21 protein-coding genes are annotated in these 18,966 nt (G+C 42.9%); 18 read left to right on the forward strand and 3 right to left on the reverse strand.

The genetic code is table 11. The features are described from left to right. The first annotated feature begins 101 nt into the window (after positions 1-101). The 5 genes from SCACP_RS04985 (at position 102) to SCACP_RS05005 (ending at position 2,219) form a co-directional block, all read left to right on the forward strand. Positions 102-479, forward strand: a complete 378-nt coding sequence (locus tag SCACP_RS04985) for a pyridoxamine 5'-phosphate oxidase family protein (protein ID WP_425060285.1) — start codon at positions 102-104, stop codon at positions 477-479. Between the two features lie 156 nt (positions 480-635). Further along, the gene (locus tag SCACP_RS04990) at positions 636-1,154 is read left to right on the forward strand and encodes a hypothetical protein (RefSeq protein ID WP_425060286.1); all 519 of its coding nucleotides are present in this window, start codon (positions 636-638) and stop codon (positions 1,152-1,154) included. Positions 1,155-1,253: 99 nt separating this feature from the next. Further along, on the forward strand, positions 1,254-1,589 hold the full coding sequence (locus SCACP_RS04995) for an AbrB/MazE/SpoVT family DNA-binding domain-containing protein (RefSeq protein WP_425060287.1): 336 nt from the start codon (positions 1,254-1,256) through the stop codon (positions 1,587-1,589). Next, a complete protein-coding gene (locus SCACP_RS05000) occupies positions 1,582-1,866 on the forward strand; it encodes a type II toxin-antitoxin system RelE family toxin (protein WP_425060288.1) in 285 nt (94 codons plus the stop codon). Before SCACP_RS04995 ends, SCACP_RS05000 begins: the two co-directional genes overlap by 8 nt. 98 nt (positions 1,867-1,964) lie before the next feature. Next, a complete protein-coding gene (locus SCACP_RS05005; protein ID WP_425061330.1) occupies positions 1,965-2,219 on the forward strand; it encodes an ATP-binding protein in 255 nt (84 codons plus the stop codon). A gap of 14 nt (positions 2,220-2,233) precedes the next feature. Here SCACP_RS05005 and SCACP_RS05010 read toward each other — a convergent pair whose 3' ends face one another. Beyond that, on the reverse strand, positions 2,234-2,443 hold the full coding sequence (locus SCACP_RS05010; protein ID WP_425060289.1) for a hypothetical protein: 210 nt from the start codon (positions 2,441-2,443) through the stop codon (positions 2,234-2,236). An 861-nt stretch (positions 2,444-3,304) separates the two neighbouring features. Here SCACP_RS05010 and acs point away from each other — a divergent pair. From acs to SCACP_RS05025, 3 genes are all read left to right on the forward strand, one after another. Then, positions 3,305-5,284 (forward strand): acetate--CoA ligase, encoded by a 1,980-nt coding sequence (gene acs / locus SCACP_RS05015; RefSeq protein WP_425060290.1) that lies wholly within the window; start codon positions 3,305-3,307, stop codon positions 5,282-5,284. A 395-nt stretch (positions 5,285-5,679) separates the two neighbouring features. Continuing rightward, complete coding sequence (locus SCACP_RS05020) at positions 5,680-7,410, forward strand: ATP-binding protein (RefSeq protein WP_425060291.1); 1,731 nt, start codon at positions 5,680-5,682, stop codon at positions 7,408-7,410. Next, entirely contained in the window at positions 7,397-8,113 is a 717-nt protein-coding gene (locus SCACP_RS05025; RefSeq protein ID WP_425060292.1) for a response regulator transcription factor, read from the forward strand. Before SCACP_RS05020 ends, SCACP_RS05025 begins: the two co-directional genes overlap by 14 nt. A gap of 274 nt (positions 8,114-8,387) precedes the next feature. Here the strand turns inward: SCACP_RS05025 and SCACP_RS05030 are convergent, their stop codons facing one another. Then, positions 8,388-9,620 (reverse strand): IS110 family transposase, encoded by a 1,233-nt coding sequence (locus SCACP_RS05030; RefSeq protein ID WP_425057924.1) that lies wholly within the window; start codon positions 9,618-9,620, stop codon positions 8,388-8,390. Between the two features lie 684 nt (positions 9,621-10,304). On the opposite strand from SCACP_RS05030, the gene SCACP_RS05035 reads away from it, so the two are divergent. The 7 genes from SCACP_RS05035 to SCACP_RS05065 all read left to right on the forward strand — a co-directional run bounded on the left by SCACP_RS05035 (position 10,305) and on the right by SCACP_RS05065 (position 14,857). Then, positions 10,305-10,490 carry a hypothetical protein gene (locus tag SCACP_RS05035; RefSeq protein WP_425060293.1) on the forward strand — a complete coding sequence of 62 codons (186 nt, stop codon included), beginning with the start codon at positions 10,305-10,307 and terminating at the stop codon, positions 10,488-10,490. A gap of 128 nt (positions 10,491-10,618) precedes the next feature. Beyond that, on the forward strand, positions 10,619-10,915 hold the full coding sequence (locus tag SCACP_RS05040; RefSeq protein WP_425060294.1) for a DUF485 domain-containing protein: 297 nt from the start codon (positions 10,619-10,621) through the stop codon (positions 10,913-10,915). Between the two features lie 7 nt (positions 10,916-10,922). After that, entirely contained in the window at positions 10,923-12,467 is a 1,545-nt protein-coding gene (locus SCACP_RS05045; protein WP_425060295.1) for a sodium:solute symporter family transporter, read from the forward strand. A 274-nt stretch (positions 12,468-12,741) separates the two neighbouring features. Further along, on the forward strand, positions 12,742-13,026 hold the full coding sequence (locus tag SCACP_RS05050) for a hypothetical protein (RefSeq protein ID WP_425060296.1): 285 nt from the start codon (positions 12,742-12,744) through the stop codon (positions 13,024-13,026). A 32-nt stretch (positions 13,027-13,058) separates the two neighbouring features. Further along, entirely contained in the window at positions 13,059-13,286 is a 228-nt protein-coding gene (locus SCACP_RS05055; protein WP_425060297.1) for a hypothetical protein, read from the forward strand. 15 nt (positions 13,287-13,301) lie between these two features. Beyond that, positions 13,302-14,231, forward strand: a complete 930-nt coding sequence (locus SCACP_RS05060; RefSeq protein ID WP_425060298.1) for a nucleoside recognition domain-containing protein — start codon at positions 13,302-13,304, stop codon at positions 14,229-14,231. A 254-nt stretch (positions 14,232-14,485) separates the two neighbouring features. Then, a complete protein-coding gene (locus SCACP_RS05065; RefSeq protein ID WP_425060299.1) occupies positions 14,486-14,857 on the forward strand; it encodes an STAS domain-containing protein in 372 nt (123 codons plus the stop codon). A gap of 105 nt (positions 14,858-14,962) precedes the next feature. Here the strand turns inward: SCACP_RS05065 and SCACP_RS05070 are convergent, their stop codons facing one another. After that, a complete protein-coding gene (locus SCACP_RS05070; RefSeq protein WP_425060300.1) occupies positions 14,963-15,919 on the reverse strand; it encodes an NAD-dependent epimerase/dehydratase family protein in 957 nt (318 codons plus the stop codon). Between the two features lie 266 nt (positions 15,920-16,185). Here SCACP_RS05070 and SCACP_RS05075 point away from each other — a divergent pair, with 266 nt between their 5' ends. The 3 genes from SCACP_RS05075 to SCACP_RS05085 all read left to right on the forward strand — a co-directional run bounded on the left by SCACP_RS05075 (position 16,186) and on the right by SCACP_RS05085 (position 18,924). Beyond that, entirely contained in the window at positions 16,186-16,344 is a 159-nt protein-coding gene (locus tag SCACP_RS05075) for a hypothetical protein (RefSeq protein ID WP_425060301.1), read from the forward strand. A gap of 30 nt (positions 16,345-16,374) precedes the next feature. Continuing rightward, on the forward strand, positions 16,375-16,806 hold the full coding sequence (locus SCACP_RS05080) for an IS110 family transposase (RefSeq protein ID WP_425060302.1): 432 nt from the start codon (positions 16,375-16,377) through the stop codon (positions 16,804-16,806). 408 nt (positions 16,807-17,214) lie between these two features. Then, on the forward strand, positions 17,215-18,924 hold the full coding sequence (locus SCACP_RS05085) for a methyl-accepting chemotaxis protein (protein ID WP_425060303.1): 1,710 nt from the start codon (positions 17,215-17,217) through the stop codon (positions 18,922-18,924). Positions 18,925-18,966 lie beyond the last annotated feature (42 nt).

An 18,966-nucleotide genomic window follows, 5' to 3' on the forward strand; every position in this document is an offset into this window, starting at 1 on the left:
TTTAATCCCCTGTCCAATTCTTTAGGACTCATTCGTCCAAACGATATGCAGTCCAGCACCTTGCCTGTATTTCCAAGTCTAAACGAAAGGATGTAATAATTGTGCTAAACGAAAAATTATTGGAGATTTTGTCTCACCCTGTAGATGGAGCAGTTTCTATTATGACTAACGGAGCCGATGGTCCTCACTTAGTTAATACCTGGAATAGCTATATTGAGGTAACTCCTGATGACAAGCTCCTGATTCCAGCCTACGGTTTTCTAAGGACTGAGAAAAATATTACTGCCAACAACGAGGTTACTCTTTCAATTGCCAATAGAGAAGTTGAAGGCTATAGAGCGAAAGGAACAGGTGTTATCGTTAAGGGAAGCGCTCGTTTTATAAAATCTGGCGAGGACTTTGACCGTATGAAGAAAAAATTCGATTGGGCTCGCGCTGTCATGGAAGTAACAGTGACATCTGCAAAGCAAACGCTCTAGCTAATTGAATAGTAAACCATTCGAAGACAGCAAAAGTGGTCTCATTCCTTGTGCTCGCAAGGGTTGAGGCTTCTTTTTTTGTATGTTCCCCGAGGATTTGTCAATGACTGACGGGCAGGGTAAAATAGTGAATGTACAACAAGGAGGTCATGAGGCATGGGTAGAGGAGACAAAATCAGAGATGTAGATTTCTCGCACAAAGAATTCTGCAAGATGGCTGGCGTAAGTGAACGAAATTTTCTCAACTGGCTTGACAGATTTTTTGCGATGTACAACATAGAAGAGGAATATAGAAGAAGGCTCAAAAAAAAAAAGCAGGAAGCTGGCGACGATTACCTTTGGCCGATAGAGTGGGCGGAATTGATGGCATTGCTGATTGATACCTTCGGTGAGAACCCGCTCTTCACTAAACCAGCAAAGCGCGAGAACAAGCAAGGCAACCTGATTGCAGAAGACATAGTCACCTATTACAAGCTGCTGCTGACGAAATCGGAAGAGAAACTACCACAGCACCTAGTAGATATGATAATCACTCTTGACGGCTACAAAATCATTAGTATACATGGGAATTGGCTAGAAGTAGAGCAAACATTACCGCCGAATGTAGACCCTAGTAAATTTCCTGCTATACCCAAGAAACACGGTTATATTAATAGTAATGATTTAAAAAACTAACAGGCTTTCGAGCCTGTTTTTCTTTGCTGTACTTGAGTTTTCAGGGATAGTAGGATATAATATAAGTAAGAAAACTTACTTCTTACTCGGAGGTGTAATATGGAATACGATATTGTAATGAGCAGTAAAGGTCAATTCGTCCTGCCGAAAGAGGTTCGGGATAAATTCAAGCTCGGGGCAGGCAGTAAAGTCAAAATCATAATTGACGGAGAACAGATAATTTTGAAGCCCCGTACTGTAGCTGATGAAATGCAAGACCTTATTCGTGCAGACTTAGCAAAAGATGGTAAGCCTGTGACAGAGCAGACGGTAAAAGTGTATCAGGTACAGCTAAATAAAGCATTAGATAGCTTGGTTGCCGAAGCAGAGCAAGAATATAGCAAAAAAGAATACGTGTCCCTTGCCGACTTGAAACGGGAGAACGAAAATGTATGAACTGGTTGTACTTAACTCTGCCGCACGGGAGCTTAGAAAATTTGATAAACCTGTACGAACTAAGATACTAACCGCCCTTGATAAGATAGCAGAAAATCCGTTTATTGGAGACCCACTAAAAGGAGATTTGGCAACGATTTATTCATACCATCTAAAGGTTACGGGCGTTGAGTACCGCATAGCTTACCAGATTAAAGAGGATGAAATAATAGTAATCGTTATGCAGATTGGAACACGGGAAAATTTCTACTCAGAACTGAAAAAACGCTTCAAATAAAAGAGACAGGCTATTAGTTAGCCTGTCTCAGTCTTTTAAATGCTTCGTTAAGTTCTGTCTTTGCTCCTAATAAATCCATCGTGTGAAGGGTAATTCGGATTTGCGACGAGTGGGGCTATGTGCCGCTGGATCGGGAAGCCGCACAACTGCTGTTTCAGGTTATTTCGGACAGCTATGAAAGGAGGAGCATGGTATTAACCACTAATTTAGAATTCAGCCGCTGGGTAAGCATTTTTTACGATGAACAAATGACAGCGGCCATTATTGACCGATTGGTGCACCATAGTTACCTGTTGCTTTACGATGGCCCCAGCAACCGCATGCGCACTTCGCTCATGCGGCAGGATGGATAATTTTCCCCACCTGCCTATGTGGGGAAAAACTTTTGCAAAAGTGGGGGAAAAACCTCTTGCAAAAAACAGTTAGTTTCCGTATCTCTAATAAATTCAGGCTGATTAGATAACTTTGCTAATTGTTCTGATGCATAATTATTGTGGTAATTCATAAATACAGACTTTCGGGTTTCTAAAGAGTTATCAAGGAAGTTTTCTATAATTTTTGCCTTAACTTCTTTCATATAACATCACTCCATTTCTTTATTTGAGCAGACACAACAAAAAAGGGTGGGTACTTATAAATGGACAGAAATAACCTGTCTATTTATAAATATCCACCCTTGAGGTTCAAGGCAACTATTTAGTTTGTAGTCATAACTATAGCAGATTAGGAAAATGTTTGCAAGCGGATTTTAGTACATAATCAAATATTTTATTATTGCAGATATTTTTTCGAATGCGACTTATCCCACAGTTAGGCCATACTCATAGTCTTGTCTCGTTCAAAGAAAATCAGCAATAAAAAAATATTTTCTGCAATAAAAATATATCTGCAATCTTGGGGTGGGTTTCTGCAATGTTTCTGCAATGTTGGTGGTTCACATTCATATCATCCTACCTTTCAAAATCTTGAATTGTACCTGGAACCCGCACAATTATTGACTTTGTGTTATATTAGTTTTTAAGTTGTTTTATAATAGCGTTATAACTCCATAGGACTTAAAGTCCGTCGGGTGGAAACACCCGTACCGGTTCGATTCTGGTCCTCGGCACCATAAGAAATACAACCTTCCGAGTACTCGGAAGGTTGTATTTCTTTTTAAAGGCCGTCAAGTTGACAGCACACTGTTCTAGCTACGGGTTCGGGTCGTCTTTTTTGGACGGCCTGCTTTATTTTTAGGCAGTTTTTATATCGGCTCCGAATCATGTAAAGGAGCACTCGTTAAAATTCAAAATTTTATGATTTTGTTATGAGATAAACTCCTGTTTTTATGCGGCTGTAACGCTTTTGCTGTTATTCTGAAGTTATAAATTTAGCAGTAGATATTTTGTTATAAAGTTCTGTCTGACAGATATCTACAATGTAAGGGGGTAATTATCTCGTGAGCAGTAGTGCAAATATTACCTATGCTTATTTGCAAGATAATGAATTACAGTTTGTTCCGCCGGAATCATTTCGGAAAGAAGCCGAAATAAAAAGTCTGGATGAATATCGTCGGCTATATAGGTATTCTATTGAGAATCCTGATGCTTTTTGGGCAGAACAGTCAGGCTTGATTGATTGGCATCGGAACTGGAAGAAAGTGTACTCTGGAAACTTCGCAGAAGGAGAGCATAAATGGTTTGTCGGCGGTAAACTAAATGTCTCGTACAATTGTGTGGACCGGCATCTGAATACCTGGCGGAAAAACAAGGCTGCGCTTATCTGGCAGGGAGAACGCCGGGACGATTTCCGGGTACTTACGTATAATGACCTATGGAATAAAGTATCACGCTTTGCCAATGTTCTCAAGAAATGGGGAGTGAGTAAAGGGGACCGGGTTGCGATCTATCTGCCGATGATTCCTGAGCTTATTATTGCTATGTTGGCCTGTACAAGGATTGGGGCCATCCATAATGTAATCTTTGCTGGTTTTAGCGCCGAAAGCCTGCGTGAGCGGATTTTAGACTCGGGTGCCAGACTGGTTATCACGGCTGACGGAGGTATTCGGCGGGGGGCAATTGTACCGTTAAAAGACAATGTCGATAAAGCACTAGAGCACTGTCCGGGAGTGCATACTTGTATCGTTGTGCGCCAGGCACATGCCGACATAGATTTTTGGACTCACCGGGACAAGTGGTGGCATATCGAGATTAAAGCTCCAGATATTAAGACTGATTGTCCGCCTGAACCTATGGATTCGGAAGATCCATTATTTATTCTTTATACTTCCGGAAGTACGGGCAAACCTAAGGGAGTTTTACACACAACCGGCGGGTATATGGTTTATGCGGCTACTACAATGAAATACATCTTTGATCTTAAAGATACGGATACCTTTTGGTGCACCGCCGATAGTGGCTGGATTACCGGTCATTCTTATGTGGCTTACGCGCCGTTAGCTCTTGGTGCCACGGTAGTTATATATGAGGGGTTATGTAACTATCCAACTCCTGACAGGTATTGGCAAATTATTGAAAGATTTAAGGTAAATATTTTTTACACTGCACCCACTGTTATTCGCTCGTTAATGAGGGAAAAAGAAGAATGGGTCAATAAACACGATTTATCCAGTCTGCGGTTGTTGGGTACTGTTGGAGAATCCATCAATCCGGAAGCATGGCTGTGGTATCACCGGGTTGTAGGAAAAGGCCGCTGCCCGATTGTCGATACGTACTGGCAAACCGAGACGGGGGGGATAATTATTTCCGCCCTTCCGGGTGCGATATCGGCTAAACCGGGTTCGGCTGCAATGCCTTTCTTTGGTGTGGAGCCTGTTATTCTTGACTCACAGGGGAATGAAACTTCCGAAAATAGTGAAGGCTGTCTTGCAATGAAGCGACCTTGGCCTGGCTTAATGCGCGGAGTATACGGGGCTCCCAATCGCTTTTTTGAAACCTATATGTCCGTTTTTCCCGGCTACTATTTTACCGGTGACGGGGCGCGGCTTGATAAAGACGGGTACTATTGGCTATTGGGGCGGATGGATGATGTCATTAACGTTTCCGGACATCGTATCGGTACGTCTGAGGTTGAAGGCGCGATCACGGAACATTCTGATGTTGCCGAAGCCGCCGTTGTCGGCTATCCTCATGTCATCAAAGGGGAAGGTATTTATGCTTATGTAATATTAAAGAAAGGTGTCCAAGAATCAGAGGAGTTGAAAAATACAATAAGGCAATGTGTGCGCAGGGTGATTGGCCCTATAGCCACTCCTGATAAAATCCAGTTTACTGAGCAGCTACCCAAGACAAGAAGCGGGAAAATTATGCGCCGCATTTTACGTAAAATCGCGGCAGGTGAATTTGAGCAGATTGGTGATATAACGACTTTAGCTGATTCAAACGTTGTAGACGAATTAATTAAACATCGCCAGCCATAAAGTGAAACTTGCCTCAGAGGAAGTTATATTATCCTTTGAGGCTTAGTGAACTAATTCAGGAGCTTAGCGCCACTTATTCCGCCGCTTAGAGGCGCGGAAGTATTAGTGGCGTATTAAATTTGGCGTTTATAGTCGTACATTTCACCAACGGCATGCATAAAATAGAACCTCTGGGAGAAATGTTGATGGACGTAAGACTTGCGAGCAATAATTGCAGATTTTAATTATTTACTAAAAGCAATTTTATTACCTAAATTCTTTCTTAGATGAGTGATTATCAATTATCCTTTGATTAGGGAGCAGGTCATAAGGTATTAAAGCAATATGTAAAAAAGTGCTTGGAGGATGCCATGAATAACTTGTCTTCTTTGAGTTCTGTGGGGGTTATTGTCCTAATGACATTCCTTCTAACCTTTTTTCTGGTTTCACTCTATGCCAAACGACTTAACAATGCTATAAGTCTACTTGTTGAATATTCGCAGAGAGTGGCTGCCGAGGGTTACAAAGTACCGCCAGTGAAGTTTTCTCGGCTGGTTCCCAATGAGTTTAGTTTTTTGGCTAGACATTTCTTTCTTATGGCAAAGCAGCTTAAGGATCATCAGCAGGCTTTATTGGAGCTAAACAGTGAGTTGGAACAGCGCGTCGCAGAACGGACGAAGAGTCTATCACGGAATAATCAGGAACTGGCGATACTAAACCGCTTAATTACTCCGATAACGCCCTCACTGGGGATTGCCGGGGTCATTGAGGGATGCCTGTCCCAGTTCTTAGAAGTGGCAAACGTAAAGGTACAATTGCATCTTGCTAACCCTACTATTTCTTCTCTTGGCTCTTATGAGGACGTCCACAGCAGAGATGGAGTAGCCGACATTGTCCAAACTGATCATTCTTATTATCTTCTCCCTATCCGGGCAGGCAATACTACGGTTGGTCATTTAGTTGTCGCCAACTCCACGCTAAGTGAAGCAGATCAGCAGTTCTTACAAACGCTGTCCCATTCTGTAGGGATTATCTTGCAGAATGAACTCTTACTACGGTCTATCCAACAAAAGCATGCTGTTTTAAAAGCAGTGTTGGAAAGTATGTGTGATGCAATTATACTTATTGATAACAGACAGGAGGTTGTTTACGCTAATTGCCGAATGGCCAGAATGCTTGATTTTCCCTGTGAGAAATTACGTGGTTCATCCGAAGATTTTCTCTTCGAAATAGTTTCGCAAATGTTGCTTGATTCCAGTCCGGAAGTACTAAAACAAATCAGACAGGAAAATGGCCTGTATAAACTGAAAATTAAGCAGAAGAATAATCAGGAACGTTTCAAACTGCTTTCAGCTTTTCCTGTTACTGACGATGAAGGTAACATTATTGGCAAAGGATATCTTTGGCGAGATATCACGAAAGAGCATGAAGTTGATAAATTAAAAAATGATTTAATTTCTCTTGTTTCGCATGAATTCAAAACACCAATTACCAGCATTAAGGGCAGTGTCGAAACATTGCTGCGCCAAGATGCTGAATGGGATGAAAATTTTAAGCGGGAAATGTTAATCGGAATCCATGAGGATATTGGGCGTATTCAGGAACTGGTAAACGACTGGCTGGATTTTTCCAAAATAGATTCTAGAGCAATCAGCCTGAACCGGGAACCGATACGACCGTGTGTAGTAGTCGACAATGCCATCAGGCAATTGCCGAAACACTTTGGCAACGGCACTATAATCGACAACAATGTGTGCCAAGACATGCCATTAATATACGCCGATCGAATGCGCTTAGAACAAGTTTTGTCAAATCTGCTTACCAATGCTATCCGTTATAATGACCGTACACCGCACATAACAATATCAGCCGATAGTGATGAAAGGTACGTAAATATCAGAGTAGCGGATAATGGTATCGGCATAAACGATAAGCATTTGGATAAAGTATTTGACCGTTTTTACTGTATTGACGCCGGTTGGGTCAGGCGCACCGGCGGGACTGGTTTGGGTCTGGCTATATGCAAGGGTATTATGGAAGCTCATGGCGGCACCATCAGAGCCGAAAGTACTGAAGGGGTGGGTAGTGTGTTTACTGTGTCGATACCCAAATATAAGTACACTGGTGATAAACATGAAAAAGCATAAAGTAATTATTATTGATGACGAGCCCAAAATATTACGGTTTATTGCCGCTAATCTCAAATCTTTAGGTTATGAATCTGTCACCTTCCTTAGCGGATCAGAAGCTCTGGAAAAATTTGATTTACTCGACGCTGATTTAATTCTATTAGACCTTATGATGCCGGGCATGGACGGATTTGAGGTCCTGAAAAGGCTGCGTACTTTTTCTAACGTGCCGGTTATTATCTTGACAGCCCGGGGTAATTCAAATGACAAAGTTCAAGGGCTGAATCTGGGCGCGGACGATTATCTGACAAAACCATTTTCCCTGGATGAACTATTTGCAAGAGTAAAAGCTGTTTTACGCCGATCAGATAACCGATTTGCCAATAATTTCCTTACAAGCGAGATTAAAAACGGCGTAGTAACTGTTAATTTGGCTCAACGACGGATCAGGATACAAAACAAAGAATTAAAACTCACGGAAACGGAATATAAGTTGTTTTCCTTACTGATGCTGAACATGGGTAAGGTTATGACCCATGAGCAACTGCTGACTGATGTTTGGGGAAGCGAGTACCGTGATGATGTCGAGTATCTGAGGGTTGCTATAGCCCGTATACGACAAAAAATTAAGGGCATGGAAATGGACGGCAGCTTTATTGTTACTTATCCTGGGGTCGGTTATATGATTTCCCCTGTTGGTGAGGCTGAACACCATCTGTAAAAGGGTGGTGTTTTTTATTATTTTGTAACAGGTACATATCTGAATTTTATGCGAATTTAATGAGCGGCACGCTAAGATATAAATGTAAGTTCAGTAATTGATTGTAAAAGCCTAGCGGTAAAATGTCAATATGGAAAAACTGAAAAATTGGAAAAAAGATAACGAGAAATTAGAAGTTAGCCTAAAAAAGGGTATACCAAATAAACCTCACCTTAACTACCAAATTATGTAAGAAAGATGAGGTATTTTAAAGGCTGCCAATTAGAAGAAAAAACTAACCTCTCCTCTCAGGCGGTGTGTACAGTTGCTTGGTCTTTAGTAGCATAAAGACCAACCGTACCAGTTTTCGGGCAGTTAAGACGAGAGCACGTTTGTGATGATGCTTGAATGCTTGGGCATATTTTTCGGCGTAAAAAGCAGCATACTCACTGTCATATCGACGAACGAGGTTAGCTGCCTGTATTAGATAATACCTCAGATATTTATTGCCTGTACGAACTCGCTTGGTTTCCTCACTTTCAAACTCTCCCGATTGGTACTGAGACCAAACAAGTCCAGCATACTTAGCAAGAGAATTGTGGTGAGAAAAGCGAGCGATATCGCTAATTTCGGCGATAATACCGGCGGCAAAGACCGGCCCAATCCCTTTCACAGATGATAAGGTTTCGGGAATGGACTTCATGATTTTTTCAATCTCTTTATCCAGTTTGGCAATTTCTTTTTCCATAGTCTGAATAACACTGAGCATAACGGATAATGAGAGATTAACAGGATCAGCCATAGCTTTATCAAGACGATAAGACGAGCGGGCAAGTTTTTGCAAGAAAGAAGCCAATTGCTCCGGATCGTCAAAGCGATTCTTCCCTTTTTCCTTCAAAAAGTCTACTAACTCTGTAATGGACATAGAGACAATCTGTTCAGGTTCAAGTTCTTGCAAAACAGCTAAACAAGTAGAGCCAAACATATTGGAAAAGGGATTATCTTGGCGAAGCCCACTAAATTTCAAAAAGACTTGATTGAGAAAGTAGGTTTTATCGCGGGCGATATTTTGCATAAGGTGAAAGCGGGTTCGGGTCAAACGCTGGAGAGCCTCAAATTGAATAGTAGAAGTCAACTCATGTGGAAGACGGCCAAACCGAAGTTGATCTGCAATCACCCAGGCATCAATGCGGTCGTTCTTAGGAAGAGTATCATAGCCTTTCTTAAAACGAGCCACTTTTCTAGCATTAAGGACAAAGACCTGAGCTTTGGAACCTTGGGTTTGATGGAGGTTAGCTTTAAGGAAATGAGCCAAATGCCAACCAAGATTCGAAGTGGCTTCCATGCCTACACGAATAAGTTCAGATTGAAGTTTTTGAGCCGATTGAAGAATACGTTCAAGTAGAGTTTGAGCGCCTATCAGGTTATTAGGAATGCTAAAAGATTCTAAAGCATCCCCACAATCATTCATGAACTGTACAGAATGAGAGCGGAGGCTAACGTCAATGCCTACCATAAGATTAGCCATAATCCACACCTCCCTTCGGATAAATAATCAAATACTTCTCAGACCTGGGTGCCCATGGGAACCATCTAAAGCAGCCTCGTCATCAGAACTCATGTACAGGAAACAGACAGTGTGGGTGCTACCCCCAGTTTCCAGACTGGTGCAACTAGCGGTTAGATACTCGATGATGGACCACGGGTAGCCGGCTTTCTACAGCAGTATCCAGTGTGGATCCGCAAGGAGGAGAAGAAATCTCCCGAAAAGTACCTGTCGATCCCATTGTCCCATGAGCAAGTCCAAGATTCAAGGTAGGTAATGAGTAAAAAAGGCAGTAAAAAACCAGCCAGCGACAGGGAGCATATACATACTCCGGCTGGCCGGTTTCAATCACTGTTGAATTGTAGCAACTCTGGAATTGGGCCTGTGCCCCGGGCGTATCAAATTGACGCCAAAGTAAGAATTGCTGACTTCAATCAGTGTTCTTATTCAGTTGAAGTTTATTAATCCATTCTGAAAAAGCGTCTTTAACCATAGAAGGAATTAACCACAACCTATAACCGCGCGCATTACAGGCTGAATGTGGATAATATTTCGGGGTAAAAAGAGCTTCTTCAGAATTGGGAACCGGTTCCCCGGAATATGTGTTTCCTTACTGGAAATTACGCTATCCGGTGGATCTAATTCTATTATACGAGGAGGGGGAATATGGATTTATCAAATTGGTGCGAACACGCGGAACTAACTTCGAAATATACGCTGCTTAGATATAATTTCGATGATAAAGAGGTGCTACTGAGAGTTCAGACCTGGGTATGCCCGCTATGTGGTATTCACGGCGCTGATACTGAAATGATACGATTGGGGTGTGACAGCCTAAAAACAGAAGGTTAGCCAGGATAGTTGTTTTGTGAGATGAGAAATTCGTCGTGATGCTCGGGACCCGGGGTTAGTAAAGGTTCCTAGCATCACGACCTGTCCTTTTCATTAAGCAATTTCGTATCGTACAGAGGAGGATTGTGATGAAAGACCGGTCAGAGGCAATTGCCCAAGCATTTCGCGGTATGGTGACCAAGAAGAGGGGAATATCGTTAGTATTAGCAAGTCTGATGTTTTTTGGATATTTCGGTTATATCCTGGCTCTTGCTTTTAATAAAGAATTATTTGAACAAAAAATCGGGGTGCATATTACCATGGGATTACCATTAGGTCTTGGCGTAATTATACTGGCCTTGATGGTAACAGGGACTTATGTTTGGTGGGCCAATACAGTCTATGACAAGCTTGCTACAAAATTGAGGCTAATTTTAAGGGGGTAAGGATGCCATGGAATTCAAAACAACATTAGGCCAACCGAACGGTATATCTATTGCTTTCTTCTTTCTGTTTGTCGCTATAACAATGGCTGTTACTTACTGGGCGGCTAAGCGGACCACATCGGCTACGGAATTCTACGCAGCCGGCAGAAATATAACAGGATTTCAGAACGGTTTGGCTCTGGCAGGAGATTATATGAGCGCCGCATCCTTTCTTGGCATAGCCGGACTCGTGGCTTTGACAGGATATGATGGGCTGATTTATTCAGTTGGCTGGATTGTCGGCTGGCCAATCATGCTGTTTTTTATTGCCGAACCATTGCGAAATCTGGGAAAATATACATTCAGTGATGTAGTGGCCTACCGGTTTAGCGAGCGCCCAATACGGATAGCATCCAGTATCGGATCATTAATAACAATTATTTTTTATTTAGTGGCGCAAATGGTTGGCTCCGGTTCCTTGATCCGACTTATTTTCGGATTGTCGTACGAAACTGCGCTGGTTATTGTAGGTGCTGTCATGATGGCCTATGTCCTTTTTGGCGGAATGTTGGCTACTACCTGGGTTCAGATCATAAAAGCCGTTCTCTTACTCGGTGGGGCTACGGTTCTGGTAGTTATGACTCTAATATCTTTTGATTTTAACCCGATCAATCTCTTTGGTACGGCTGCTGAACAATATGGCGGCAAAGTCTTAGTTCCCGGTGGACTTGTTTCCAAACCACTGGATACCATTTCACTGGGCATGGCACTTATGTTTGGAACAGCCGGATTACCTCATATTTTAATGCGTTTCTATACTGTCCCGGATGCCAAAGCAGCCAGGAAATCAGTCTTTTATGCTACTGCGTGGATTGGATACTTTTATATCTTGACCTTCATCATTGGGTTTGGGGCCATGGCTGTAGTAGGTCAGGATGTAATCCGGCACATTGATTCAGGGGGTAATATGGCCGCCCTCCTTTTGGCCGAAGCTATTGGTGGTACATTTTTTCTGGGATTTATTGCGGCAGTTGCTTTTGCTACCATTCTTGCTGTGGTCGCCGGGCTAACATTGGCGGGCGCTTCTACGCTTGCTCATGATTTATATGTCAATGTCCTAAAAGAGGGCCAGTCTTCCGAGAACGAAGCGGTCAAAGTCGCTAGAGCATCGGCAATAGCCATGGGATTTTTGGCCATTTTGCTTGGCCTGGCTTTTAAAGGGCAAAACGTTGCTTTTATGGTGGGGTTAGCTTTTGCAGTAGCCGCCAGTGCAAACTTTCCAGCGTTAGTGTTGTCGATCATGTGGAAAGATTTTAGCACCAAAGGAGCTGTAGCGAGTATTATTTGCGGAGCTGTTGTGGCAATTATTCTAATCTGCTTTAGTCCGACAGTCTGGGTATCATTACTCAAAAACCAGGAAGCACTGTTTCCAATGACTAATCCCGCAATCATCTCTATACCGCTTTCCTTCCTTATTGGCATAATTGTATCACTGTTTACCAAAGAGGCAAAAGCACAAGAATTGTATGATAAGGAATCTATGAGAGCTTATCTGGGCGTGGGAGCAGAATAATCAAAGGTTAATTTTAGGTCGTCTTTTCCGGACGGCCTTATTTTATTTTGGTAAATGGTGAGGCTTGATTTGAAAAAAAATCTCTTGACAGAAATTTTGATGTCTGCAATAATATAATCGTCAAGATAATGATAATCATTATCATTGCGATGAAGCGCCGGCATAAATGTCATGAATTGTTGCGACAACAACTGGACAGGTAGGAATCCAAACCGGACCTACGCTCACACTATGCAATTGTGACAGGCCTTTAACTACTAAGATGGCATTTGCGATGGAAAACAAAGAAACCAATTTTCAGATTACCATCCTGAGGGAATTTACTCAGGCAGATTTCGGCGATTTATCAAAGGTTGTGCAGGGAATTTTGCCGGCCGGAAAAATTTATCTGACATTCGACTTTACCAGCGGTAATTTCCTGCATAGCAAAGGGGTGCCTGGTTTTCCGAAAATCATGGAAAGTGTTATTAGTGCGGGAAGTATGTTACGAATTGTTTGTTATGCTAAGGACTATACGATGTTTTTTCGGAATGTTTCCGGCTTAAAAATAGGGTCATGATAGCATGTTGCCGCCGGAACGGGGAGAGAACCGTGAGGATTATCACAAAATTAAAGATTCTGGCACTGGCGGCCGCAATTATACCATTGGTGACTGTGTTGGTGGCGACTGATGCAACCATAAACAGGAATGAAGCGTTTAATCAAGCGCTTGCCATTGGCATGGGAGTGGCTTTTGTTATTGGATTATTGGGACCTTACCTTTTTAAACAGATTAATGATTGTTATGGGCATCAGACAGGTGATATGGTCTTGTACTAGCGCTAAATATGGTCGATGTGGCTGAGAGTATGGGCACTAAAATCAGCGTTCTTCCAGGAAAGCATAGCAGGGACAGTATTGTTTTCCATTTACGTGTTGGGTATTTTATTAGCAGTAGTTATGGCGCGTGTTTTCCGTAGCGTTTTATTCCCCGGCGAAGCAGAACCTTTTGTCATGGAATTGTCGCCTTACCGGGTTCCTACTGTACAATCCGTCCTGATGCATATGTGGGAACGCAGTGTGTTGTATTTGAAAAAAGCCGGTACCATTATTCTGGCAGTATCTATTTTAGTTTGGTTTTTGGTTAACTATCCCAATGATGTCGCTTACAGTAAAGATTATCAAAGCTTAATGACCCAGACGGAAGCTGCCTTCAGTCAACAAGTGGAAGAAGAAGTTACGAAACCGTTAAATATTGGAGCTGTAGAGGATAATCCGGATTTACAATTTCTAATTGCTGATTTAACTACAGTGAATGAAGAATTTGAAAAACAAACAGAGGGTCTTGCCGCTGACAGTCAGGAACTGACGGCGTTAACAGCCGCTAAAGATAATAAGCTGCACGAACTGGAGGCAGCCAATCCGGAGCTGTTTCCTTTAGCTACGCGTTATCTAGAACTTAAAGGTGGGGTTGACGACCAAATTGATACCTTAAAAAAAGAAGAGGCTGGCGAAAAATTAGCTAAAAGCTATGCTGGCCAGTTAGGAAAATTTATTGAGCCGGTAATAAAGCCCCTGGGCTTTGACTGGCGGACAGGTATCGGTTTAATATCCGCGTTTACAGCTAAAGAAGTCTTGGTTAGCACCATGGGAACCATCTATAATGTGGGCGATGCGGATGAAGGCTCGGTAGCCTTGCAGCAGGCGCTGAGCAGCGATGACGGTTTTAGGCCGTTAACTGCGTATGCGCTGATGGTCTTCGTACTCATTTATGCTCTTGTTTAGCCACAGTAGCCATTATTAAGCGGGAAACAAATTCATGGAAATGGGCTCTCTTTAGCCCGGTTTACTTTACTGTACTGGCGTGGGTGGCGGTCTTTCTGATTTATCAAACAGGAAGCTTTCTTGGCTATTAAATAAAGGAAGTGAGATAAATATGGAGAAAATGGTGTTGCTCCTAGTAGGCCTTGTTGCCGTTGGATACATCGCCAGAATCATCTGGCGGGAGCTTCGCGGCGAGACCCAGTGCCACTGCGCGGGTGGCTGCGGTGGGAAATGCACTAAAAACAACTGATAGTGCTTTAATCGAATCAAAAGGAGGTAAAAAAGCTGAGATGCGTATACAAATGAGTTTGGACGGGCAGCAGACGTGTCTATGCATTGAAGGCGATATTTACCGGGAGCATGCGGAAGTTTTGCAAGCAATTATTGGCGACAGAGTTCGTGATGGAAGCCGTTTTATATGTCTTGATATGGTAGGGGTATTCTATATTGACTGCAAAAGCTTGGAACTGTTGGCCAACTTGCAGGCACAGCTGGAAACTAATGGTGTTTCTTTGGTTTTTGAACATGCCAGAGATTGGCGGGAGCGTCTGATAGGATCTTCGGCAGCAAAGCAATGGTCTCAATAACGTGAGGTAGATGGTTTTACTTTGATACTGAATTATATATGCTAAGTCCGAAGCGGGCCGTCTTTTCAACGACCCGCTTCTTTAACGCGTTTTTTCAATTATACGCTACTTTGCTAATGCGGCAATACAGGCGGCAAGGGCCTTTTGAAAGGCGGCACGTCCGGCGGTTTCAGACAACTGCGGGCGGTAGCCGATTTCTCTTGCAGCCTTATCCCAGCTTAGCTGCCATGTTTCATTCAGAAAAGCCGGGCCGCTCCAGTGCTTCGAATCAACTAGCTCAAGCGGTGATTGGGAACCTGTTAATTCAATAATCATCTGACCGATTTCCTTCCAGGACAAAAACAAACTGCCAATATTATAGATTTGGCCTATTGCTTGCTCATTTTGGGCAGCTAACTCAATCGCCGCCCCCAGGTCGTCCATGCTGACAAATACGCCGCCAGCGCCGTTTACCATTCGGAGCGGCTGGCCGGACAGGGCCAGATTTATTAACTCCCGCAGATGTTTGCCGCCAATGGCATCACCGAAGGCCCACCAAAAACGGAAAACAGTTGCTGGTACACCCCGGTCACGCCCGAAGGTCAGACTTAGTTGTTCGGCACAATGTTTGGCTATGGCATATAAAGGTTTGCGGGCTCGTTCAGGGCGGCAAACATAGTCTTCATCAATTATCTGGGGAGGAGGTGTACCGTAGACCCCGGCAGTACTTGTGTAGATGAGGCGCTTATTCTTTTCAGTCGAAGCTGCTTCCAGCAAATTGATATGACCACCAATATCGCTGCTGAATAATACTCGCGGATCATCGCTAAAACTCCAGGCTAAATTTACAATAACATCGGTTTTGACCACTAGGTCTTTAACTAGGGCAACATCTGTAAGATCAGCCTTGTAGGCAGCAAGGTTATTGCCTGTTTCCGGGGAAATCGTTACTTCATTTTTGTCAAGGATTATTACTTTATGACCTTTTTGGCAAAGATAGCGCGCAACATGTTTTCCCACGTCGCCGGCTCCGCCGACTAGTAATATTCTCATGGTTATACCCATTCCTTTCGCTTCGCTCAAGGCACAAAACGTGATGAAATCGTTGTGCTTTGAGCGAACTTTTTATTATTCTAAACGCACAGGGATACCAGTTAACTACAAATCACGCGGAGGTGAGTGAGCCACCTATTTGGGTGACCGCATGGTTATATGTGTAGATTGCCTTTCCAAGCACAAATAAGTGTCGCTTCGAGCACGCAGACTTATCTTTGTATAAACAACTCGTTTATCGCCAGGCAATCAGTCAATGCTGTCTATCCCTGTATATTTTAGAAAGGAGTTTCCCTATGGCTTTAAAAATTGTCTATACCATATGCTGCGGAATCGATGTCCACAAAACCTTTGTCGTGGCCTGTATCGCTTCCACTGACAGCAAAGGAGTCACTACCTACAAAAGCCATCGCTTTTCCACCTTTACTAAAGGCCTGAAAGAGCTGTCACAATAGATTTGTGAAAATAATTGTAAAGATGTTTGTATGGAATCTACCGGGAAATACTGGATTCCCGTGTTCAATGTTCTTGAAGATTCCTGCAACATCACGCTGGCACATCCGAAATACGTCAAGGCGATCCGCGGCAAAAAGACGGATAAAAAAGATGCCAAATGGATTGCCGATTTATTTAAGCACGATCTTGTCGCTGGTAGCTTTATGCCTCCCCTGCCCATCCGGCAGCTTCGTGACTTGATGCGCTATCGTTTTAAGCTGACGAACTTTTCGTCGAGCGAGAAGAATCGGCTACAAAACAGCTTAACGGTTTCGAATATTCAGTTGGGAAACGTGGTTTCGGATACCTTCGGCATAAGCTCCATGAATATCATTGACAAACTTTTGGACAATCCGCTCGATACTTCTTTTGAAACCGCTATTTACAACTCAAAAAGCGTCGAGGTCACAAACGCGCCATAATTGCCATTGCGCGAATGCTGTTAACGGCCATCTATCACATCTTGAAGAAGAAAGAACCCTATAACGCTGATTTGTATAAAAATCGGATGTTCTTCCAGTAAACCGTGAAATCACGGTAGAACAAGCGATTTTATTGGCCAAAGCTCAGGGTTACCGTATTATGGCGGCTGCAACGTAACGATTCCAACACATATTTCCCATATTCTTCCATATAGTCATCGTTTTGATGGCTTGTTTGCTATGCCCTTCTACTTGGGTGGAGACAGCTACTAACGATTTCAGACTTTCACCTCCTTATAATACTGTTTATTTTGTAAATAAGATTCATTTAGGTCACAGCAGGGAATTGCTGGGAAATAAAGAAATTTTTAAAAATAAAGAATATTTAACAGATTGGGAGGGGGAGTCATGAATATTGTATCAAATTTGAAAACAGCTACCAAAATTTACAGTCTAATAGTATTCATGGCATTGTTTTTGTTGGGCGTAGGTTTTACTGGTTTATATTCAGCCAGAACATTAAGTAATGAAATTGCAATAATGTACGGGGAACGCTTAACACCGATTCAATTGCTTGGTGAAGTGCGGCTAATTAGTAAAGATTCCGAATCCAAATTGCTTGAGATAATTTTAACTACTGATCCGGTAAAGCAGCAGGCTATTATAGGGTATATCCAAGATAACACGAGCAAAATTAACCAATTGCAGGAAGAGTACAAGCAAACGCACCTGGATTCATATGAGCGGGAAAAATTGGAAGAATTAGAAAGAGAATTGACAGGATATCGGAAAGCTCGTCAAGATATTATTAAGTTAGCTACCAGCGGTAAACAAACAGAGGCATTTGAATTATATGTTGCAAGCAATCCAGTGTTTAGTAAATCAACAGAACTAAGACGGGAGCTTATTGACTACAACAAGAAATTAGCAGAAGAATCGAATGCGCGAGGATTATCTGATGCTTCTTTAGTAGAAAAACTTATTTTTGGTATAACTTCTTGTACCATTATACTTGCAGGTATTTTCGGCTGGTTAATAGTAAGGGTAATTGCTATGCCACTTAGCGAAATGGTGGAGCATGTGCGGGAAGTTGCTCAAGGGAATTTCACGCAGCGGCTAAATCGTTGTTCTAAAGACGAGATTGGTCAACTGGGGACGGAATTTAACGCGATGATAGAAAACTTACGTCGCTTAATTAGTCAGGTTACAGAGACGTCCGAACAGGTAGCGGCATCTTCTGAAGAACTGACTGCTAGTGCCGATCAGTCTGCTCAGGCCGCACATCAGGTGGCAAATGCTATTACAAATGTCGCCCAGGGGTCTGAACTGCAGTTCAAATCGTTAGGGCAGACCTTAGCAACGATTGAGAAAATGTCGTCCAATATTGAACAGATTGCGTCCAACGCTAATAGTGTTGCGGCTAGTTCTGACAGAACTGCTCACGCTGCCCAAGGAGGCAGTAAGGCGGTTAATACTGTTATTAGCCAGATGGAGCGTATTGCCAAGACGGTGCATGATTCAGCCGTGGTAGTATCAGCTCTGGGAGCCCGCTCGCAAGAAATTGGCCAGATAGTGGGTACAATTTCCAATATTGCAGGCCAAACCAACCTACTGGCTCTCAATGCCGCAATAGAAGCTGCCCGTGCAGGCGAACAGGGAAAAGGTTTTGCCGTGGTTGCCGAGGAAGTTCGAAAATTGGCAGAACAGTCACAGGAAGCGGCTAAGCATATTGCAATATTGATTAGTGAAATACGAAATGACACCGATAAGGCAGTAGTATCCATGCGCGAGGGGACCAAAGAAGTCGAGGTTGGTGCCCAAGTAGTGCATACTGCGGGTGAAAAGTTCCAGGAAATTGTATCGCTTATAGACCATGTATCTGATCAGGTCAAGGGTATATCAGCGTCAATTGAAGAAATGGCGGCGAGCGGCAGCCAGATTGTAGTAGCTATTCGGGATATAGATAGAACCGGAAAAGATATACTTGGTCGTACTCAGACGGTGTCGGCCGGTACAGAAGAACAATCTGCAGCTATGGAGGAGATTGTGTCAGCAAGCCAGGCACTTGCAAAAATGGCCGAGGAATTGCGCGCAGCTGCCGCGAGGTTTCAAATTTAACATAACTGATACTAGGAAAATGGACGCACTGGCTATGTCGGT

It is taken from the genome of Sporomusaceae bacterium ACPt (assembly GCA_041428575.1).
Lineage (GTDB): Bacteria > Bacillota > Negativicutes > Sporomusales > Sporomusaceae > Sporomusa_D > Sporomusa_D carbonis.

Excerpts from the sequence above, each read along its gene's own strand:
- SCACP_RS05040 (WP_425060294.1), top strand. The coding sequence starts at position 10,619 with ATGAAAGACCGGTCAGAGGCAATTGCCCAAGCATTTCGCGGTATGGTG.
- SCACP_RS05035 (WP_425060293.1), top strand. The coding sequence starts at position 10,305 with ATGGATTTATCAAATTGGTGCGAACACGCGGAACTAACTTCGAAATAT.
- SCACP_RS05080 (WP_425060302.1), top strand. The coding sequence starts at position 16,375 with ATGGAATCTACCGGGAAATACTGGATTCCCGTGTTCAATGTTCTTGAA.
- SCACP_RS05050 (WP_425060296.1), top strand. The coding sequence starts at position 12,742 with ATGGAAAACAAAGAAACCAATTTTCAGATTACCATCCTGAGGGAATTT.
- SCACP_RS05060 (WP_425060298.1), top strand. The coding sequence starts at position 13,302 with ATGTGGCTGAGAGTATGGGCACTAAAATCAGCGTTCTTCCAGGAAAGC.
- SCACP_RS05045 (WP_425060295.1), top strand. The coding sequence starts at position 10,923 with ATGGAATTCAAAACAACATTAGGCCAACCGAACGGTATATCTATTGCT.
- SCACP_RS05030 (WP_425057924.1), bottom strand. The coding sequence starts at position 9,620 with ATGGCTAATCTTATGGTAGGCATTGACGTTAGCCTCCGCTCTCATTCT.
- SCACP_RS05010 (WP_425060289.1), bottom strand. The coding sequence starts at position 2,443 with ATGAAAGAAGTTAAGGCAAAAATTATAGAAAACTTCCTTGATAACTCT.
- SCACP_RS05085 (WP_425060303.1), top strand. The coding sequence starts at position 17,215 with ATGAATATTGTATCAAATTTGAAAACAGCTACCAAAATTTACAGTCTA.
- SCACP_RS05075 (WP_425060301.1), top strand. The coding sequence starts at position 16,186 with ATGGCTTTAAAAATTGTCTATACCATATGCTGCGGAATCGATGTCCAC.
- SCACP_RS04990 (WP_425060286.1), top strand. The coding sequence starts at position 636 with ATGGGTAGAGGAGACAAAATCAGAGATGTAGATTTCTCGCACAAAGAA.
- SCACP_RS05000 (WP_425060288.1), top strand. The coding sequence starts at position 1,582 with ATGTATGAACTGGTTGTACTTAACTCTGCCGCACGGGAGCTTAGAAAA.
- SCACP_RS05025 (WP_425060292.1), top strand. The coding sequence starts at position 7,397 with ATGAAAAAGCATAAAGTAATTATTATTGATGACGAGCCCAAAATATTA.
- SCACP_RS04995 (WP_425060287.1), top strand. The coding sequence starts at position 1,254 with ATGGAATACGATATTGTAATGAGCAGTAAAGGTCAATTCGTCCTGCCG.
- SCACP_RS05020 (WP_425060291.1), top strand. The coding sequence starts at position 5,680 with ATGACATTCCTTCTAACCTTTTTTCTGGTTTCACTCTATGCCAAACGA.